The organism is Nocardia sp. NPDC019395 (assembly GCF_040632335.1).
Taxonomy (GTDB): Bacteria; Actinomycetota; Actinomycetes; order Mycobacteriales; family Mycobacteriaceae; genus Nocardia.
In genome coordinates this window covers 171,243-187,694 of the sequence record NZ_JBEYBT010000004.1, presented here as the reverse complement: position 1 = coordinate 187,694, position 16,452 = coordinate 171,243, and the positions used below count along the sequence as shown (strand labels likewise).

The 16,452-nt window shown below is 67.5% G+C and carries 16 protein-coding genes; 6 read left to right on the top strand and 10 right to left on the bottom strand.

The features are described from left to right. Positions 1-70: 70 nt before the first annotated feature. Positions 71-1,771, top strand: a complete 1,701-nt coding sequence (locus ABZ827_RS14285) for a class I adenylate-forming enzyme family protein (RefSeq protein WP_357236988.1) — start codon at positions 71-73, stop codon at positions 1,769-1,771. Between the two features lie 193 nt (positions 1,772-1,964). Then, entirely contained in the window at positions 1,965-2,681 is a 717-nt protein-coding gene (locus ABZ827_RS14280) for a histidine phosphatase family protein (RefSeq protein ID WP_357236986.1), read from the top strand. A gap of 64 nt (positions 2,682-2,745) precedes the next feature. Here the strand turns inward: ABZ827_RS14280 and ABZ827_RS14275 are convergent, their stop codons facing one another. The 8 genes from ABZ827_RS14275 to ABZ827_RS14240 all read right to left on the bottom strand — a co-directional run bounded on the left by ABZ827_RS14275 (position 2,746) and on the right by ABZ827_RS14240 (position 9,906). Further along, the gene (locus ABZ827_RS14275; protein ID WP_357236984.1) at positions 2,746-3,156 is read right to left on the bottom strand and encodes a PIN domain-containing protein; all 411 of its coding nucleotides are present in this window, start codon (positions 3,154-3,156) and stop codon (positions 2,746-2,748) included. Beyond that, on the bottom strand, positions 3,153-3,404 hold the full coding sequence (locus ABZ827_RS14270; protein ID WP_357236982.1) for a hypothetical protein: 252 nt from the start codon (positions 3,402-3,404) through the stop codon (positions 3,153-3,155). Before ABZ827_RS14270 ends, ABZ827_RS14275 begins: the two co-directional genes overlap by 4 nt. 94 nt (positions 3,405-3,498) lie before the next feature. Then, on the bottom strand, positions 3,499-4,614 hold the full coding sequence (locus ABZ827_RS14265; protein ID WP_357236980.1) for an acyl-CoA dehydrogenase family protein: 1,116 nt from the start codon (positions 4,612-4,614) through the stop codon (positions 3,499-3,501). Continuing rightward, on the bottom strand, positions 4,611-5,807 hold the full coding sequence (locus ABZ827_RS14260) for an acyl-CoA dehydrogenase family protein (RefSeq protein WP_357236978.1): 1,197 nt from the start codon (positions 5,805-5,807) through the stop codon (positions 4,611-4,613). Before ABZ827_RS14260 ends, ABZ827_RS14265 begins: the two co-directional genes overlap by 4 nt. After that, entirely contained in the window at positions 5,804-6,583 is a 780-nt protein-coding gene (locus tag ABZ827_RS14255; protein WP_357236976.1) for an enoyl-CoA hydratase/isomerase family protein, read from the bottom strand. Before ABZ827_RS14255 ends, ABZ827_RS14260 begins: the two co-directional genes overlap by 4 nt. Before the next feature lie 6 nt (positions 6,584-6,589). Further along, the gene (locus ABZ827_RS14250) at positions 6,590-7,534 is read right to left on the bottom strand and encodes an acyl-CoA dehydrogenase family protein (protein ID WP_357237422.1); all 945 of its coding nucleotides are present in this window, start codon (positions 7,532-7,534) and stop codon (positions 6,590-6,592) included. Positions 7,535-7,823: 289 nt separating this feature from the next. Next, positions 7,824-9,059, bottom strand: a complete 1,236-nt coding sequence (locus tag ABZ827_RS14245) for an acyl-CoA dehydrogenase family protein (protein WP_357236974.1) — start codon at positions 9,057-9,059, stop codon at positions 7,824-7,826. Positions 9,060-9,234: 175 nt separating this feature from the next. Beyond that, positions 9,235-9,906 carry a helix-turn-helix domain-containing protein gene (locus tag ABZ827_RS14240; protein ID WP_357236972.1) on the bottom strand — a complete coding sequence of 224 codons (672 nt, stop codon included), beginning with the start codon at positions 9,904-9,906 and terminating at the stop codon, positions 9,235-9,237. Positions 9,907-9,942: 36 nt separating this feature from the next. Between ABZ827_RS14240 and ABZ827_RS14235 the strand changes: the two genes are divergently transcribed. The 4 genes from ABZ827_RS14235 (at position 9,943) to ABZ827_RS14220 (ending at position 14,079) form a co-directional block, all read left to right on the top strand. Beyond that, positions 9,943-11,244, top strand: coding sequence for an acyl-CoA dehydrogenase family protein (locus ABZ827_RS14235; RefSeq protein WP_357236970.1), 1,302 nt, complete (start codon positions 9,943-9,945; stop codon positions 11,242-11,244). 26 nt (positions 11,245-11,270) lie between these two features. Beyond that, complete coding sequence (locus ABZ827_RS14230) at positions 11,271-12,257, top strand: phosphotransferase family protein (protein WP_357237421.1); 987 nt, start codon at positions 11,271-11,273, stop codon at positions 12,255-12,257. A gap of 71 nt (positions 12,258-12,328) precedes the next feature. Beyond that, positions 12,329-13,105, top strand: coding sequence for an enoyl-CoA hydratase-related protein (locus ABZ827_RS14225; RefSeq protein ID WP_357236968.1), 777 nt, complete (start codon positions 12,329-12,331; stop codon positions 13,103-13,105). Beyond that, positions 13,102-14,079: an NADPH:quinone oxidoreductase family protein gene (locus tag ABZ827_RS14220; RefSeq protein ID WP_357236966.1), complete on the top strand. Its 978-nt coding sequence runs from the start codon at positions 13,102-13,104 to the stop codon at positions 14,077-14,079. The genes ABZ827_RS14225 and ABZ827_RS14220 overlap by 4 nt, the downstream gene beginning before the upstream one ends. A gap of 137 nt (positions 14,080-14,216) precedes the next feature. Here the strand turns inward: ABZ827_RS14220 and ABZ827_RS14215 are convergent, their stop codons facing one another. Then, the gene (locus ABZ827_RS14215) at positions 14,217-15,035 is read right to left on the bottom strand and encodes an LLM class F420-dependent oxidoreductase (protein WP_357237420.1); all 819 of its coding nucleotides are present in this window, start codon (positions 15,033-15,035) and stop codon (positions 14,217-14,219) included. Between the two features lie 235 nt (positions 15,036-15,270). Next, positions 15,271-16,452: an aminotransferase class I/II-fold pyridoxal phosphate-dependent enzyme gene (locus ABZ827_RS14210; RefSeq protein WP_357236964.1), complete on the bottom strand. Its 1,182-nt coding sequence runs from the start codon at positions 16,450-16,452 to the stop codon at positions 15,271-15,273.

The window sequence follows — 16,452 nt, the reverse complement described above, 5'->3', positions numbered from 1 at the left end:
CAACCACGGGACCGCGCAAGAGAACTCGCCGCGCGCCGCGTACAGAGCACCACCAGAGAGGACACCGGCGATGAGCACCGGGACCCCGCACACCCCCGAGACGGCGGCGATCGCCGCGGGGCCACCACTGGCCGAGGAACCCGGTCTGGGGACGCTCACGCTACCGGGATTCCTGCGCGAGGTGACCGGCGCGTACGCCGCGCGCACCGCGCTGATCTCCCCGGAGGAGGGCTCGAGCTGGAGCTACACCGATCTGTGGGAGCGCTCGCATGAGGTCGCGCGGGCGCTGCGGGCGTGCGGTGTCGGGAAGGACAGCCGGGTCGGTGTGCTGATGACCAACCGGGCCGAATGGCTCGCGGCGGTTTTCGGGACCGCGCTGGCCGGCGGGGTCGCGGTGGCGCTCAGCACCTTCTCCACTCAGCCGGAACTCGATCATCTGCTCCGGATATCCGGGGTCTCGGTGCTGTTGTTCGAACGCCGCGTCGCGAGAACCGATTTCGGCGAGGTCCTCACCGGCCTGGAACCGCAACTCGGCACGGCCGCCCCCGGTACCGTCGCCTCGACCTCTTACCCTTTCCTCCGCCATCTCGCGGTGGTGGGCGATCCCCTGCCCGGTACGGCAATCGAGAGCTGGCCGGATTTCCTGGCCCGCGGCAAGGAAACCGATCCCGCGCTGATCACCGCCGCCGCCGAAACCGTGCAGCCCAGCGATACCGCGGTACTGTTCTTCTCCTCCGGCAGCACCAGCAAACCGAAGGGTATCCGCAGCGCACATCGCGGGGTCACGATCCAGATGTGGCGGTTCGCGCGGATGTTCGGTTTCGGCCCGGACGACGAGGTGCGCTGCTGGACCGCCAACGGCTTCTTCTGGTCGGGCAATTTCGGTCAGGCGCTGGGTGCCACCCTGGCCGCCGGCGGAACACTGGTCCTGCAGTCGCTGTTCGATGCCGAGGCGGCCCTGGAACTCATGCAGTCCGAACGGGTCACCTTCCCGGTCTCGTGGCCGCACCAGCAGGCCCAGCTCCAGGGTGCCCCGAACTGGGAGTCGGTGGACCTCAGCAGTCTGCGTTTCGTCGACCGGGACCTCCCGCTGGCCACCCACCCGACCATCGAGACCGACTGGACCGAGCCCGGCCACGCGTACGGCAATACCGAAACCTTCACCATCACCACCTGTTTCCCCGCCTGCACTCCGGAGGAGACAATCGCCGGGAGCAGCGGTGTCCCCCTGCCCGGGAACACGATCAAAATCGCCGACCCGCTCACCGGCGCCACCCTGAACCGGGGCGACCACGGCGAGATCTACGTCAAGGGCCCCACCCTCATGCTCGGCTATCTGGGCACTCCCCTCGACGAAACCCTCGACGACGACGGCTATTTCCACACCGGCGACGGCGGCTACCTCGACGAGGCCGGCCGGTTGTACTGGAAAGGCCGGCTCACCGACATCATCAAGACGGGCGGCGCGAACGTCTCCCCGCTCGAGGTCGACGAGGTGCTGGCCGGCTATCCCGGTGTCAAGATCGGGCGCACGGTGGGTGTCGCGCACGAAACCCTGGGCGAGATGGTCGTGGCCTGCGTCGTCCCGCACACCGGACAGGTACTCGACGCCGCCGCGATCCGCGACCACCTCCGCGCCCAGCTCGCCAGCTACAAGGTCCCCCGCGAGATCCTGTTCTTCACCGAGGACGACCTCGCCCTGACCGGCAGCTCGAAGATCAAATCCGCCGATCTCCGCACGCTGGCGGCTCGACGGCTCGCCGCCGAGTAGGGCAGCGAGGCCCCGCGTCGCGGCGAGCACCCGATCCGCGCTACCGGCCGACGGCAGGTGACGCTCCGGGTCGAATGACGAGAATGCCATTCAGCGGGAAAGAATCCCGGCATTCTCTCTCGCTGCCCTTAACGTGCCGGTTCCGGCCGGTTTTTCGGCCGGCATGGCCCGCACTCATCCCGGAGGAGTCCCCGTGTACCTGATCAAATCCCGCCTGTCCGCGATGATCGGAGCGATCATCGCGGCGATGGCGATCCTCGTAGCCGGAGGCGGCAGCGCGGTCGCCGCGCCGCACACCGGTGAAATGTTCCTCACCTTCATCCGCCACGGCGAATCGGCCGGCAACGCTTCCGGTCTGATCGACACCTCCACCCCCGGCCCCGCGCTGACCGATAAGGGCTGGGCCCAAGCCGCCGCGGTGGCCGAGTACCTGGCCGATTGCAAATTCGACGGTGTCTACGCGTCGACGATGATCCGGACCCAGCAGACAGCGAAGCCGACCTCGGACCGGTGTCATCGTCCCGTGACCGTCGAGCCGGGTCTGCACGAGATCGAAGCGGGCATCTACGAGGGCCAACCGGAGCACGAGGGCGGCCGGGACTACTTCGCGGCACCGCTGCAGTGGATCCAGGGCAACCTGGACGCCCGCATCCCAGGCTCGATCGACGGCCACGAGTTCAAGAAGCGGATGGACGACTCCATCCAGGACATCCAGAACCGCGGCAGCAAGCGTGCGACGATCTTCTCCCACGGCGGCGCCATCATGATCTGGACGCTCATGTCCGTGGCCGACCCGGATCCGGGCAAACTGCAGAACGACCCCTTGCAGAACACCGGCCGAGTCGTTGTGAAGGGCACTCCGGAAAAGGGCTGGCAGCTCGTTTCCTGGGACGGAACCCCGACTGCCTGACCGGATAACCGCTTGTCCCGCCCGTCTCGCTCGGCAGGAAGCGATCACGGTCACCCTTGCCCGATCAGATTTTGATGACGGTGGCGTGGCTGCCGCAGAGTGCGGTCAGATCGTCGGGATCGGAGGTGAGTATGGTGACGGGGCCGGTGGCGGCGAGTGCAGTGGCGGAGAGCATGGCGTCGATGGCGTATTTGTGGCCGTGCAGTTTCGCGTCGCTGAGCAAAGCGGCCGCGTGACGCGCGATGGACTCGGTGACCGGTTCGATCACAAGCCGGGAAAGCGTCCATTCCAAGGCTGACCGTTTGATCCGGGGATGAATCACCTCGACCAATGTGGCGGCAGAGGTGATTACGCGCATGTCATCGGCGCGGGCCAGGGCGAGCCAGCCGGTGACCGCGCGGTCGCGTAGCACGGCCTTGGCGAGCCCCTCACTGTCGAGAACCAGAGTGCCTCCGGGGGACGCGGATCCGCTCACGCGGCGTTTCCCTCCCCGCGTCGGGCCTGGTGTAGCCGGTCGCGCAGGGCCTGGATCTCTTCGTCGCCGATCGGGCCGTGTTCCGCTTCGGCCACCCTGATGAGTTCGTCGAGATTATCTCGTTCGATCTGACGGGCGACCGCAGCGGCAACGTACGCGGAGAGGCCCGAGGGGCCGCCACGCTTCCGGGCTGCCTCGGCGAGGTCACGGGGCATGGTGATCGAATACTTGGCGGTACGCTCACTCATGCTACCTATCCTACCGTCGATACTCCCACTTGGCCGACGGCGCCGACCAGGCACGAACCGAACTCTGAGGGTTGTAATCACCCACGGTGACCGGTCAGTGGTTCCGATAGCGCTCGGCCAGTTCGCGGCGGTGGCCGGCAGGGGAGCCGTACAGGGAGCGGTTGAGGGTGGCACGTTTGAGATAGCGGTGGATCCCGCTCTCCCAGGTGTAGCCGATGCCACCGTGCAACTGCATGGCTTTACCGGCTATTCGGACCGCGGCCTCGCCGGTGAACGATTTCGCCATCGCGACCGTTCGGCTGGTGTCCGGTGATCTGCCGGCCATCGCTGTCAGCGCGGCGGTGACCAGCTGCCGGGCGATCGTGAGTTCTACGAGGATATCGGCGCAGGCGTGTTTCACCGCTTGGAAAGAGCCGATAGGGCGGCCGAATTGTTCGCGGACCCGGGCGTAGTCCACCGTCGCGTCCAGCATGGCTGCCGCGATGCCCAGGCTGTCGCAGGCGACCGCGAGTGCGGCCCGGTCGTAGAGGTGGCGCAGCGGCCGGTCGATAGCGGCGGCGAACGGCAGGAACGATTGCGGAGTCAGGGCCACGTCATCGGCGGTCACCCGGCCGAGTGAACGGGTCGCGTCGACAACCGGTTGTTCGGTGATCAGGACACCGGCGCCGGGTTCGACCAGGGCGATGCCGGATATTCCGTCCGCGGCGCGCGCGGGAATCAACAGCACGGTGGCCGAGGGGGCATCCAGCACGTAATCCGCCGACCCGGACAACAAAATTTCCGGACCGGTTTGGACCAATTCGAAGGTGGGTACTATGCCTCCGGTGCCGGCACAAGCCGAATCGCCGCCGGCCGCCGGCACCATATCTCCACCGAGTACCGTCACGGGTAGAGCAGTCCCCATGACGGTTTCGCGCAGTACATCGTCGCGGCGGGTGTTCGGCTCGAGCAGGCACAATGCGCCGATACCCGCCGCGGCGACTGCCGGGTAGGGGGTGCGGGCAGCTGCCCGGCCGATTTCTTCCAGCAGGATCGCTATTTCGCTGAACGTCGCCGCGGTACCGTCGTATTCGGTCGCCGCCTCGAGCCCCGTCCACCCGGCGCGGGCCAGGGACGGCCACTCCACAGCCGCCTCACCGGCCTTACCGAGCAGTTCCCGCGCGACCGTGCGCAGTTCGTCGTGGAATTCGCTGAAATCGTCGCTCATCATGCCCCCGCAGGTTCTCTGGGCAGGCCCAGCCCGCGTTCGCCGATGATCGTGCGCTGGATCTCGCTACTGCCGCCGGGAATCGTCCACTCCCAGGAGCCGACGAAATCCAGCACCCAGGCACCGGATTCCCAGCCACCCGACATCGGTTTGCGCAGCACCGTCTGGCCGGGCAGACCGCTGATCTCGGCACCGAAATCGGTCATCCGCTGCAGGACCTCGCTGTAGTACAGCTTGACGATGGACGCATCGGCCGGGCCGACGGTGCCCGCGTCGTGGCGTTCGACCAGATCGCGGCACAGGGCCCGCAGCCCGGTCAGTTCGATCTCCAGCCGGACCAGCTGATCGGCGGTCCGCGCGTCGTCGAGGACGGACCGGCCGAAGGCGTCCGGTTTCCGGCATTCCTCGACCAGCCAGCGGAAACCCGCGTTGCCGAGGCGTTCCGCGAGCTCCAGCATGGTGAGGCCGCGTTCGGCACCGAGCGTCTGCTGCGCCACCTGCCAGCCCCGGTTCTCGGCGCCGATCAGGTTCGCGGCCGGGATCCGGACTTCGTCGAGGAAGATCTCGCAGAAATGCGATTCACCGGTCGCCTGCCGAATGGGCCGGACCTCGATTCCGGGGCTGCGCATATCCATCAGGAAATACGAGATGCCCTTGCGTTTGGGGGCTTCCGGGTCGGTGCGGGCCAGCAGCAGGCACCAGTCGGCGTATTGCGCGCCGCTCGCCCACACTTTCTGCCCTGTCACCACATAGTCGTCGCCGTCGCGGCGGGCCGCGGTGCGTAGCGCCGCGAGATCCGAACCGGCGCCCGGCTCCGAGAAGCCCTGCACCCACAGTTCGCCGTCGAGAATCGCGGGCAGATGCCGTTGCCGCTGGGCCTCGGTGCCCGCCGCGAGCAGGGTGGCGGCGGCGTGATGGATCGATACGAACGCCAGTACCAGCCGCGGGGCGTCGTGCGCGGCGAGTTCCTGGTAGAGGACGATCTGCTCCGGGATCGACATCCCGCCGCCGTATTCGCGCGGCCAGTGCGGCACGGCGTATCCCGCGGTGCGCAACTTCTGGAACCAGTTGTGCTGGAAGGCGACGAATTCCGCATCGGTCGCACCGGTCTGGGTGGTCCGCCAATCGGCCGGAACATGGGTCCGGCACCATTCCCGCACTACCGCACGGAAAGCTTCGAGATCGCCCGAGGTCATCGCCGAGCCCGTCCGCGGAGGGCTTCCAGCCGTTCCCGGTGTTCCGGCGATTGCATCGTCACCACCTCGGCCGCGAAACCCGCCTGCAACGGACCGGCCAGCGCCTGCGAAAGATGCATGTTCACCACACGTTTGGTACTACTCAGCGCGTTCTGCGGTTGTTTCGCCAGCCGGTCGGCGAGGGCACGGGCCACGGTGAGCAATTCGCCGGCGGGAACCACCCGAGTGGCCAGACCGACTTCGACCGCGGTGGCGGCGTCGATTTTGTCACCGGTGTAGAGGTATTCGCGGGTGCGCAGAATCGGGGTCAGCAGCGGCCAGAACGCCGCTCCCCCGTCACCGGCCACCAGCCCGACCGCCACATGCGGGTCGGCGAGGTGGGCACGTTCGGAGATGAGCACGATATCGCAGAGGATCGCGATACTGGCACCCAATCCGACCGCCGGACCGTTGACCGCGGCGATCACCGGCAGCGGGCAGCGCAGTAGTTCCTCGATGATCTCCGCGCCCTCGCGGATGCTCTCGTCGCGGGCCACCGGGTCGTCCAGGAACGAGGTGATCCAGTCCAGATCACCACCGGCGCTGAACGCCCGACCCGCCCCGGTCAGGATCACCACCCGCGCCTCGGTATCGGCGGCGAGCTGCCGCCACACCTGGGCCAGCGCCCGGTGCAGATCGGCGTTCACCGCGTTCAACTCGTCGGGCCGGTTGATGGTGACCGTCCGTACCGGACCGTCACCGGTGACGGTGAGCACCTCGGGCAGGTCGTATCCCATAACGCCTCATACCCCCGCCGGGTCGGAGAACAAACCGGCCAGACCGCGGCGGCCGATCCGGCTGGTCAATGCTTCCTCGGTGCCCACGCCGCCGACCGGCAGCCGGCGCAGCGGCAGACTGTAGCGGGACAGCCAGGACAGCGTGGTCTCATCGCAGAAACCGACGGCACCGTGCAGCTGGTGCGCCACCCGGAACACGATATCGGCCGCCTCGATGGCGGCGAGCCGTAAGGCCAGCGCGTCATCGACCGCTTCGGCCCGGCCGGTTTGAATACTCCACAGCGCGTACCGTGCCAGCAGGTCGACTCCCCGCCGCTCGACCTCGGCATCGGTGAGCTGGAACTGCACACCCTGGAAATCCGACAGCGGCCGGCCGAACTGTTCCCGGACCCGCACATGGGTGCGGGCCAGTTCCAGCGCCCGGTCCAGCATGCCCAGCAGAGTCCAGCACGGCAGGGTCAGGGCGAGCGCAAGATCCGCTCGGCCGTCACCGTCCACGGGCCGGATATCCAGCGGGACGACGAATGCCGATTCCCGCACGGACGTCACGGTTTCCCCCGCGGTCGCGACCCCGCGCACCCCTTCCAGCGATACGGTCGCCCAACGCAGGTCGATACCCGCCACCTGCCCCGACGGTTCCGGAGCAGAGACAACGATCAACCCGTCGTATCCGGGATCGTCCGGGCGCGCCAGCCGCTCCGCCACCGGGTAGGGCGCCGCCCAGTATCCGGCGGCCCGGCAGGCGGCAGCCGCCGCCTCGAGTTCCACCGGATCGCGCCGCGGCGCCAGATCCCAGGCGCCCAGGTCGCCGAGGACCGGCTCGACCAGTGGCCCCCGGCTCCCCGGTTCGCGTTCCGCGCGCTGCACGAGTTCGTCTCCACCGGCCGCCCCCAACGCCCGGACGACCTCCCGGCCGAATTCCTGGGCCTCGTCTGCGAGTTCGAGGCGCACCTCGTGGGCGGCCTCCGGGATCGATGTACTCACGATGTCCTCCTCCGCCTCTCGCGGCAGCCCCGCCGATCGTGAGAGGCTCGCGAACCCTCGCCGGCCAGTCGCATGTGTCCGGCGGCAGCGCGATCCCCGGCCGTACCGCCCGGATGCGCACGCCGCGGCACGGACTCCGACGCACAGTTCACGGCGGCCGCGTGCGCTGTCGCCGACCGGTCCGCCAGGTGGCCGGCAGGCGTCGCACCGTTCGACACCGTGGACATGGAACCAACTGCCGCGGCGGACAACTCGCTCATGACCGGACCTGCCCGGGCACCGAGCCACGTCCGTTCGCATCTCTGGATCCGGCCCGGCCGGGCCGTGCTGCCGCGCCGCTGTTCGCCGACCCGGCCAGCAATTCGCGTGCCAGCAGGATGCGTTGCACTTCGATACTGCCGGAGGCCACGGTGGCGGCATTGGCGTAACGCCAGTGGTCGTGTACAGCCCGCCGGAACCGGCGCCGGGTATCGGTATCGGTGGGTACAGTCGCGGCCAGTTCCACCAGGACCTCGGCGCTCTCTTGGTCGAGGCGGGTCACCGCGATCCGGTACGCCGCCGCGTCACCGGGCGCGACGGTTCCGGAATCCTGCAGCGATACCACCTGGTACGCGAGCAGCCGGGCCCGCCGGCACCGCGTGAGCATGCGGGCCCAGCGACCGCGCAAGGTCGCCGGGATCTCGTCCCACTGCGCGCCGAGTACGTCGGGCGCGGCGTGCAGGAGTCGTTCGCAGCGGGCGTAGCGGGCGATACCTACCCGTTCGAACGCCAGCACTTCCTGGACGACCGACCATCCGTTGCCGACCTCACCCAGGACATCCGCTTCCGTCGCCCGGACGCCGTCGAAGAAAACTTCGTTGAGATGATGCGGCCCGAGCATCGCGTCGATGGGCCGCACCGTGATACCCGGATCGGACATGGGCAGCAGGAAAACCGTGAGCCCCTGCTGTTTACGGCCCTCGTTCGAGGTCCGGGCCAGCAGGAAGCACCATTGCGCCATGGTCGCGTAGGAGGTCCAGATCTTCTGCCCCGAAATGGCCCAGCCGTCTCCGTCGCGGCGGGCCGTGGTGCGCAACGACGCCAGATCGGATCCCGCGTCGGGCTCGCTGAACCCCTGACACCAGATCACCTCCCCGCGGGCGATCGGCGGGAGATGTTTGCGCTGCTGCTCCGGGCTCCCGTGCCGCATGATCGTCGGACCGACCCAGTTGACGCCCATGTACTGGGCACCGCGTGGTTCGTGCTGCGCCCACATCTCCTCGCGCACCGCGGTCTGTTCCCAGATCGAGGCGCCACGCCCGCCGAACTCCTCCGGCCAGGCCAGGCACAGCAGTCCGCGTTCGGCCAGTGTCGAGCAGAAGCGTTGAGCGACAGCCAGATCCGCGGGATCATCGGTGAAGGCACCCAGATAGTCGGCGGGGACCTCGTCGGCGATCAACCGGCGTAGCTCGCCGCGGAGCTCCCCGGCGGTCGCACCCATCGTGAAGTCCATGGGCGTACATTACGTCAATCCTAATAAGGATTGCAATGTTTGCCGGGTTAGCTCAGCGCGAGTCCACGACAGGTACCGCGGCGGTCCCCGGATCCGATTCCGGACCTGGGCCGGCACCGAACGTGCCGCATATTTCCGATGTGCCCCACCCGGACCGAAGCCGTGCGCGACAGGCTCAGGGACCGCCCTGCTCCCTGCCGTGCCCCGCCTCGGCCGTTGCCGCCGACAGACAGAAGTCCGCGAGTCGCTCCACCTCCCCCGGCGTCGGTTCGATATCCGCCCACAGGTATTCCGACAACTTGCCGACCATCGCGTAGGCGAGCAGGCCCGCACAGTACCGCGGATCCCGCACCCCGAGTTCCCCGAACGGCCCGTGCAACAGCACAGCGAGCCGCTGCGGAGCCGACCCGGTCTGCCCCGATACCAGATCCGCGCCCAGCGCGCCGGTCTGATGAAGCACCGCCCGGGTATCGGCCGCGCTCGCTTTCTCCGCCTGCGCCAGGATCGCCGCGACCCAGCTCCGGACACGATCCTCCGGCCGCGACTCCTTCGACATTCGATGCGCGACATAGTCCGCCAGGCGTTCCGCCCCATCGGCCAGTACCGCCGCCATCAGCGCGTCCTTGGAGCGGAAATGCCGGTAGAAGGCGTCGTTGGACAACCCGGCGGCGGCGACGATATCGGCCACCCGCGGCCGCGCGTTCGGACCACCCCGCCGCACCTGATCCAGCGCCGCGTCGAGGAGCCGGCGGACCTCGCCGGCGTATTCGGCTTCCCGTTCGGCCACCGCCTTCCGGGCGATCCGCCCGACCAGCCCCGACTCCGGAAGAATTGCGTTCTTGTCCACAAGAAGGATATTCTCACTCAACGAGAGGAGGCGCAAATGGCATGGGATTTCGAAACCGACCCCGACTTCCAGGAGAAGCTGGACTGGGCCGATACCTTCGTCCGTGAGGAGGTCGAACCACTCGACCTCGTCTGGCCGCATCAACAGTTCGTACCACTGGAGGGCGCCCGCCGGGCGGCTATCGATCCACTCAAACAGCGCGTCCGGGAACAGGGCCTGTGGGCCACCCACCTGGGCCCGGAACTCGGCGGTCAGGGCTACGGGCAGCTGAAACTCGCGCTGCTCAACGAGATCCTGGGCCGCAGTTCCTGGGCGCCGATCGTTTTCGGCTGCCAGGCTCCGGATACCGGCAACGCCGAGATCATCGCCCACTACGGCACCGAAGCGCAGAAGGAGAAATATCTGCGGCCGCTGCTGGAAGGCGAACTCTTCTCCTGCTATTCGATGACCGAACCACAGGCCGGCGCCGATCCGACCCTGTTCCGCACCAGCGCCGAACGCGACGGTGACGAGTGGGTGATCAACGGCCGGAAGTTCTTCTCCTCCAATGCACGCACCGCCTCGTTCCTGATCGTCATGGTCGTGACCGATCCGGAAGTGAGCCCATACCAGGGAATGTCGATGTTCCTGGTGCCGGCCGACACTCCTGGGATCGAGATCGAACGCAATATCGGGCTGGCCGGGGAACCGCTGAACGACGGGTCCCACGCGCTCATCCATTACAACAACGTCCGGGTGCCCGACGAGGCCCTGCTCGGCGGGGCCGGGCAGGCGTTCGCGATTGCCCAGACCCGGCTCGGCGGCGGCCGGATCCACCACGCCATGCGCACGATCGGCCTCGCGCAGAAGGCCCTCGACATGATGTGCGAACGGGCCCTGAGCCGGGAAACCGCGGGCAGTCGCCTCTCGGACAAACAGTTCGTCCAGGGTTATATCGCCGACTCCTACGCCCAGCTCGAACAGTTCCGGCTGCTGGTGATGCGGACCGCCTGGAAGATCGACAAATACAACGACTACAAGAAGGTCCGGAAGGATATCGCCACGGTGAAGGTCGTGATGCCGACCGTGCTGCACGATATCGCCTGGCGGGCGATGCAGGTGCACGGCGCCCTCGGCACCACCAACGAGATGCCGTTCTTCACCATGATCCACGGCGCCGGGGTGATGGGGCTGGCCGACGGTCCCACGGAGGTCCACAAGATGACGGTCGCCAAACAGGTGCTTCGCGACCACCGGCCCAGCGACGACCTCTGGCCGACGGAGTGGATTCCGCGACGGCTCGAAGCGGCGCGTAAGAAATACGCCGAATTCCTGGACAACGAGGCAGGCAACCAGTGATCGACTTCGCGCCGCTGGCGCACTGGATGGACGAGTCCGGGCTACCGGGCAAGGGCGAACCACTGCGGACCCGGCTGCTGTCGGGCGGTACGCAGAACGAGATCTACGAGATCACCCGCGGCGAGCACCGCTGCGTACTGCGGATTCCGCCGGAACATGCCCCACCGGACCGGGATTCGGGGATCCTGCGGGAATGGCGGATCATCGAAGCTCTGGACGGAACCGAGGTCCCGCACACCTCGGCGGTGGGCGTGTGTACCGATAAATCCGTGCTCGGCCGGACGTTCTACCTGATGGGTTTCGTGGACGGCTGGTCCCCGATGGACCACCGCCGGGTCTGGCCGGCTCCCTTCGACGCCGACCCCGCCGCCCGGGCGGGCCTGGCCTATCAGCTCGCCGAGGGCATCGCGCTGCTGTCCAAGGTGGATTGGCGTGGTCGCGGGTTGCACGATCTGGGCCGGCCGGACGGTTTCCACGAACGCCAGGTCACCCGCTGGACCGGATTCTTCGACCGGATCAAGGGCCGCGAACTCGACGGTATGGACACCGCGACCCGCTGGCTGCGCGAACACCGCCCACTGGATTACATTCCGGGCCTCATGCACGGTGACTACCAGTTCGCCAATGTCATGTACCGGGACGGTGCGCCCGCCCGCCTGGCGGCGATCGTGGACTGGGAAATGGGCACCGTGGGCGATCCGAAGCTCGATCTGGCCTGGATGGTGCAGGGTTGGCCGGAGGACACGTCCGCACCCGATGAGTCCGGCTATGTGGATATGCGCGATATGCCCTCACGCGACCAGGTAGTGGCGCACTATGCGGAGGTGTCCGGGCGCCAGGTCGACGATCTCGACTACTACCTGGTGCTCGCCAAATGGAAACTCGCCATCGTGCTGGAACAAGGTTTCCAGCGCGCCGGCGACGATGTGAAACTGCAGTCCTTCGGCCCGATCGTGCCCGAACTCATGCGATCTGCCGCCGAACTCGCCGAAACAACGGGGTACACGTCATGAACGAGTCAGGCCCGGAGGCGGCAGCGGAGCGTAACCACGGAGGGCCCTCGTTCGTGACCGATCGACACAGCATGAGCGAAGAAGAATTCCTGGTGGAAACCCGTGGTGCGGTCACGATCCTCACCCTGAACCGCCCACAGGCCCGCAATGCCCTCAACGGCAATCTGATCGCCGGGATCGGCGCGACCGTACTGGCGGCCGAACAGGACCCGCAGATCCGCGCACTGGTCCTCACCGCGGCCGGCGACCGTGCCTTCTGCTCCGGAATGGACCTGCGCGCTTTCTCCGGCGGCGAAGACGTCGGATTCGGCGATACCCCGGAGAACCGGGCGTTCCAGCGGCTCACCCGGGGCGCGGTGGAGGTCCCGGTGATCGGCGCCGCCAACGGCACCGCTGTCGGCGGCGGCCTGGAACTGCTGCTCGGCTGCGATCTGATCGTCGCCGCCGATACCGCGAAATTCGGGCTCCCCGAGGTCCAGCGCGGGCTGTTCCCCGGAGGCGGCGGCACCTATATCGCCGAGCGGATTCCCCTCGGCATCGCCCTGCAACTCACCCTGACCGGCGAATTCTTCGACGCGGCACGAGGTTACGAGATCGGTCTGTTCAATGCGGTGACGGCTGCGGATCAGGTACTCGACACCGCCCTCGGCTTCGCCGAACGTATCGCCGCCAACGGTCCGCTGGGTGTCGCCGCCTGTAAAGAACTCGTCCGGCTGTCGGTCACCGACCCGGGGAAGGCGGCCGAACGCCTGCGGCACTGGCAGGGCGTGGTCTTCGCCAGCGCGGACGCCAAAGAGGGCGCCATGGCGTTCATGGAGAAGCGCGCCCCGGTCTGGCAGGGAAAGTGACCACTGTCCGCGCGGTGGTGTGCCCGGAATACGGCACACCGGACGTTCTGCGGATCGAGCAGCAACCCGTACCCGCGCCTGCGGAGGGGCAGGCGCGGGTACGGGTGCACACCGCCGCCGTGAACTTCCCGGATGTGCTGTTGATCGCCGGGAAATACCAGATCAGCGTGCCACCGCCGTTCGTGCCCGGCAGCGAATTCGCTGGTGAAATAGTCGAGCTGGGCCCCGGATGCGAAGGCTGGACGGTGGGTGACCGCGTCACCGGAACCGGCCTCTACGGCGCCTTCGCCGACCAGATCCTCTCCTCCGCCGCGAATCTCACGGCTATCCCGGACGGCGTGGACGACCACACCGCGGCGGCATTCGGCGTCGCCTACCGCACCGCGTACCACTCACTGCGCTCGGTGGCCCGGGTTCGCCCGGGCGAAACCGTGATCGTGCTCGGCGCCGGCGGCGGGGTCGGGCTGGCGGCAGTGCAGTTGGCGGTCGCCCTCGGCGCGGAGGTGATGGCGGTGGCCTCCTCGGCGGCGAAACTGGCCACCGCCCACTCTTACGGCGCGACCCATCTGATCGACCACCGTGACGGCGCGCTCCGCGAAAAACTCCGCGACGCCGTACCCGCCGGCGCCGCCGCGGTGCTCGACCCGGTCGGCGGCGACCTGTCCGAACCCGCCCTGCGCTCGCTGGGCCGCGGCGGGCGTTTCGTCACCATCGGCTACGCCTCCGGAACCGTCCCCCGCATCCCACTGAATCTGGTGCTGGTGAAAGGTTTGCAGATCCTCGGTTTCCAATTCCGGGACATCGACCCGGACGAGTTCGACCGAAACGAGAAAGAGCTCACCGAGCTCCTCATCTCCGGCCGCGTATCCCCGCATATCGGCGCTGTATTCCCCCTCGAACAGGCGACCAGCGCACTTCGGGAAGTCGCGGACGGCCGCGCGGTCGGCAAAATCCTGCTCGATCTGAACCCATGACCACCGATAGGCCTGTCGACCAGACAGTACAGGCCCTCGTATTCGTGAGCCGCGGTCTGAATGAGGCTCGTGCCTGTGTCGACTGTCCTCCTGCGGAACGTGGCCGAAGGATGCCCCGGGATATGACGGGCCGGTGATCAGATGAGATCGGCCAGGCGGTCCAGATGGCGCAGGCTCTCGGTTTCGGGTTCGGTGGGTAGGTTGAACAGGACCTCGTCCACTCCGGCCGCCGCCAGTTCGGCGACGATATCCGGTTTCGGGGGAACACCGAACATCGTGACCGGTACAGGCCGGTCCGCGCGCCCGCGCAGCTCGCTGATCCGGTCCGGCAGATCATCGGTGTCGCGGCCGTAGAGCGGCATCCAGCCGTCGCCGAAGTCCAGGACACGGTCGAATGTGGTGAGGCCGGAGCCGCCGACCAGCACCGGCGGATGGGGGGTGCGGACCGGTTTGGGGTAGGAGAACACCGGGTCGAAATCGACGAACTCGCCGTGGAATTCCGCCTCGTCCTGGGTCCAGAGGGCCTTCATCGCCAGGACTCGTTCGCGCAGCAACCGCATCCGGGTTTTCGGGTCGGTGCCGTGGTTGCGCATCTCCTCGCGATTCCAGCCGGCGCCCACACCGAGAACGGCCCGCCCGTTCGATATCCGGTCGAGGGTCGCGACCTCTTTGGCCAGGTGAATCGGGTCGCGCTGAACGACAAGCGCGATACCGGTGCCGACGCGCAGTCGCTCGGTGACCGCGGCGGCCGCGGCCAGCGCGATGAACGGGTCGAAGGTCCGGTAGTAGTGGCGTGGCAGTTCGCCGCCACCGGGCCACGGGGACGTCCGCTCCACCGGGATATGCGAATGCTCGGCCAGGAATAGCGAGCCCAGTCCGCGTTGCTCCAGCGCCCGCCCGAGCACGGCCGGGCCGATCCCGTCATCGGTCACAAAGGTCGAAACCCCGAATTCCACGACCACCTCCACTGTCGATCCGAGGGCGCGGCGCCTCGGCATCGGGTATCCGGACAATCGACAGTAGAGGATCACTGTCACCACCGATCGCTCGGTTATCGGAGCAGGCTGCCGCGGCACTTCGAGAAGTCGCGCGGTCGGCAAAGTCCTGCTCGATATGGGTGCATGACCCGCTATGAGTTGGCGTGCTCGAAAACCGGCCGGTGGGAGCCGGTGCCGAGCCGATTGCTCGTGCTCAATGACTCTGCGGGATCAGCCCCGTAATCACGGACCGACTCGCAGTCAGGTCTCGGCACAATTCATCGATCACCTCGTCACGGATATGGGATACGGTGACGATACGGGCCCGCTCCCCGACGGTGGCCAGATGATATTTCCGGCAGATCCATTCGGCGGGCCGGTCGAAATTGACCATGATCGACGAGGGGTTCCGGGTGGGGCGCATCCCCGCTTCGGCCAACCTCCGTTCCGCGTGCTCGGCCATGGCGAGGGAGTTCTGTGCGATGCTCGCCAAACCGGTCGTGCCGCGACGGGCCAGAGCATGCCAGATCAGCGCGACGGCCAGGCCACTTCGGCAGCCGGCGAGAGTCGCGTCGGCCGCGCCGATATACTCACCCGCCACCTGCGAAGTCACCAGTTCCGAGCGACAGAGCGCGAGCGCGCTGGGCAGCGGCATGCCGAGCGCCTTGTGCATGCACACCGTGACGCTCCCGACCTCCGGGCGGATGAATCCCCATGACTCCCGCATGGGTGTGAACGGAAGGATGAGCCCGCTCAGCGCGCCGTCGAGGTGCACGTACACCCGGCCCGCCGTGGACGCCGCCGCGATGATCGCGTCGATATCGTCGACAGCGCCGGTCATGGTGGTACCGATATTCGCGACGACGACCGCTCCGCGTCCGGTATCGGCCGCGCAGGCGCCGGCCAGCGCGTCGGTATCGATGCGCCCCTGCGCGTCGCAGTCGACGACGACGAGTTCCTTGCGCATCAGTCGTGCGCTCTTGGCGACCGAGTAGTGAGTCGCCCGGCTGCAATAGATCCGGGCCTCCGGCAACAGTTCGCATCCGCGGTCGAGACCGAACTGATTCGCTTCGGAACCACCCCCGGTCACATATCCGTAGGTATGGTCCGGGTCGCCGTTGGCAAGCCGGGCGATGAACTCCACCACGGCCTGTTCCATCGCTTTGACGCCGACGCCGGCCTTGTCTTCGCTATCGGGATCACCGACATTGGTTGCGAAGATATCGAGCAGACCGGCGAATCTGCTGAAACCGAAGTCGAGGTTTGCCGGGAAGCCGGCGATACGCGGTGTTTCGGCGCGCATTTCGGCGATGAATTCGTCCAGCGGTGCGGCTGCTTCCGACACCGGGCTCGGATCGCTACCGATCCGGTAGCGCTCGGTATCGGATGGATTCAT

What these genes read in the sequence shown, in the direction of transcription:
- ABZ827_RS14245 (WP_357236974.1), bottom strand. Translation starts at nt 9,059, where the DNA reads ATGGACTTCACGATGGGTGCGACCGCCGGGGAGCTCCGCGGCGAGCTA.
- ABZ827_RS14235 (WP_357236970.1), top strand. Translation starts at nt 9,943, where the DNA reads ATGGCATGGGATTTCGAAACCGACCCCGACTTCCAGGAGAAGCTGGAC.
- ABZ827_RS14255 (WP_357236976.1), bottom strand. Translation starts at nt 6,583, where the DNA reads ATGGGATACGACCTGCCCGAGGTGCTCACCGTCACCGGTGACGGTCCG.
- ABZ827_RS14265 (WP_357236980.1), bottom strand. Translation starts at nt 4,614, where the DNA reads ATGATGAGCGACGATTTCAGCGAATTCCACGACGAACTGCGCACGGTC.
- ABZ827_RS14210 (WP_357236964.1), bottom strand. Translation starts at nt 16,452, where the DNA reads ATGAATCCATCCGATACCGAGCGCTACCGGATCGGTAGCGATCCGAGC.
- ABZ827_RS14260 (WP_357236978.1), bottom strand. Translation starts at nt 5,807, where the DNA reads ATGACCTCGGGCGATCTCGAAGCTTTCCGTGCGGTAGTGCGGGAATGG.
- ABZ827_RS14225 (WP_357236968.1), top strand. Translation starts at nt 12,329, where the DNA reads ATGAGCGAAGAAGAATTCCTGGTGGAAACCCGTGGTGCGGTCACGATC.
- ABZ827_RS14270 (WP_357236982.1), bottom strand. Translation starts at nt 3,404, where the DNA reads ATGAGTGAGCGTACCGCCAAGTATTCGATCACCATGCCCCGTGACCTC.
- ABZ827_RS14230 (WP_357237421.1), top strand. Translation starts at nt 11,271, where the DNA reads ATGGACGAGTCCGGGCTACCGGGCAAGGGCGAACCACTGCGGACCCGG.
- ABZ827_RS14285 (WP_357236988.1), top strand. Translation starts at nt 71, where the DNA reads ATGAGCACCGGGACCCCGCACACCCCCGAGACGGCGGCGATCGCCGCG.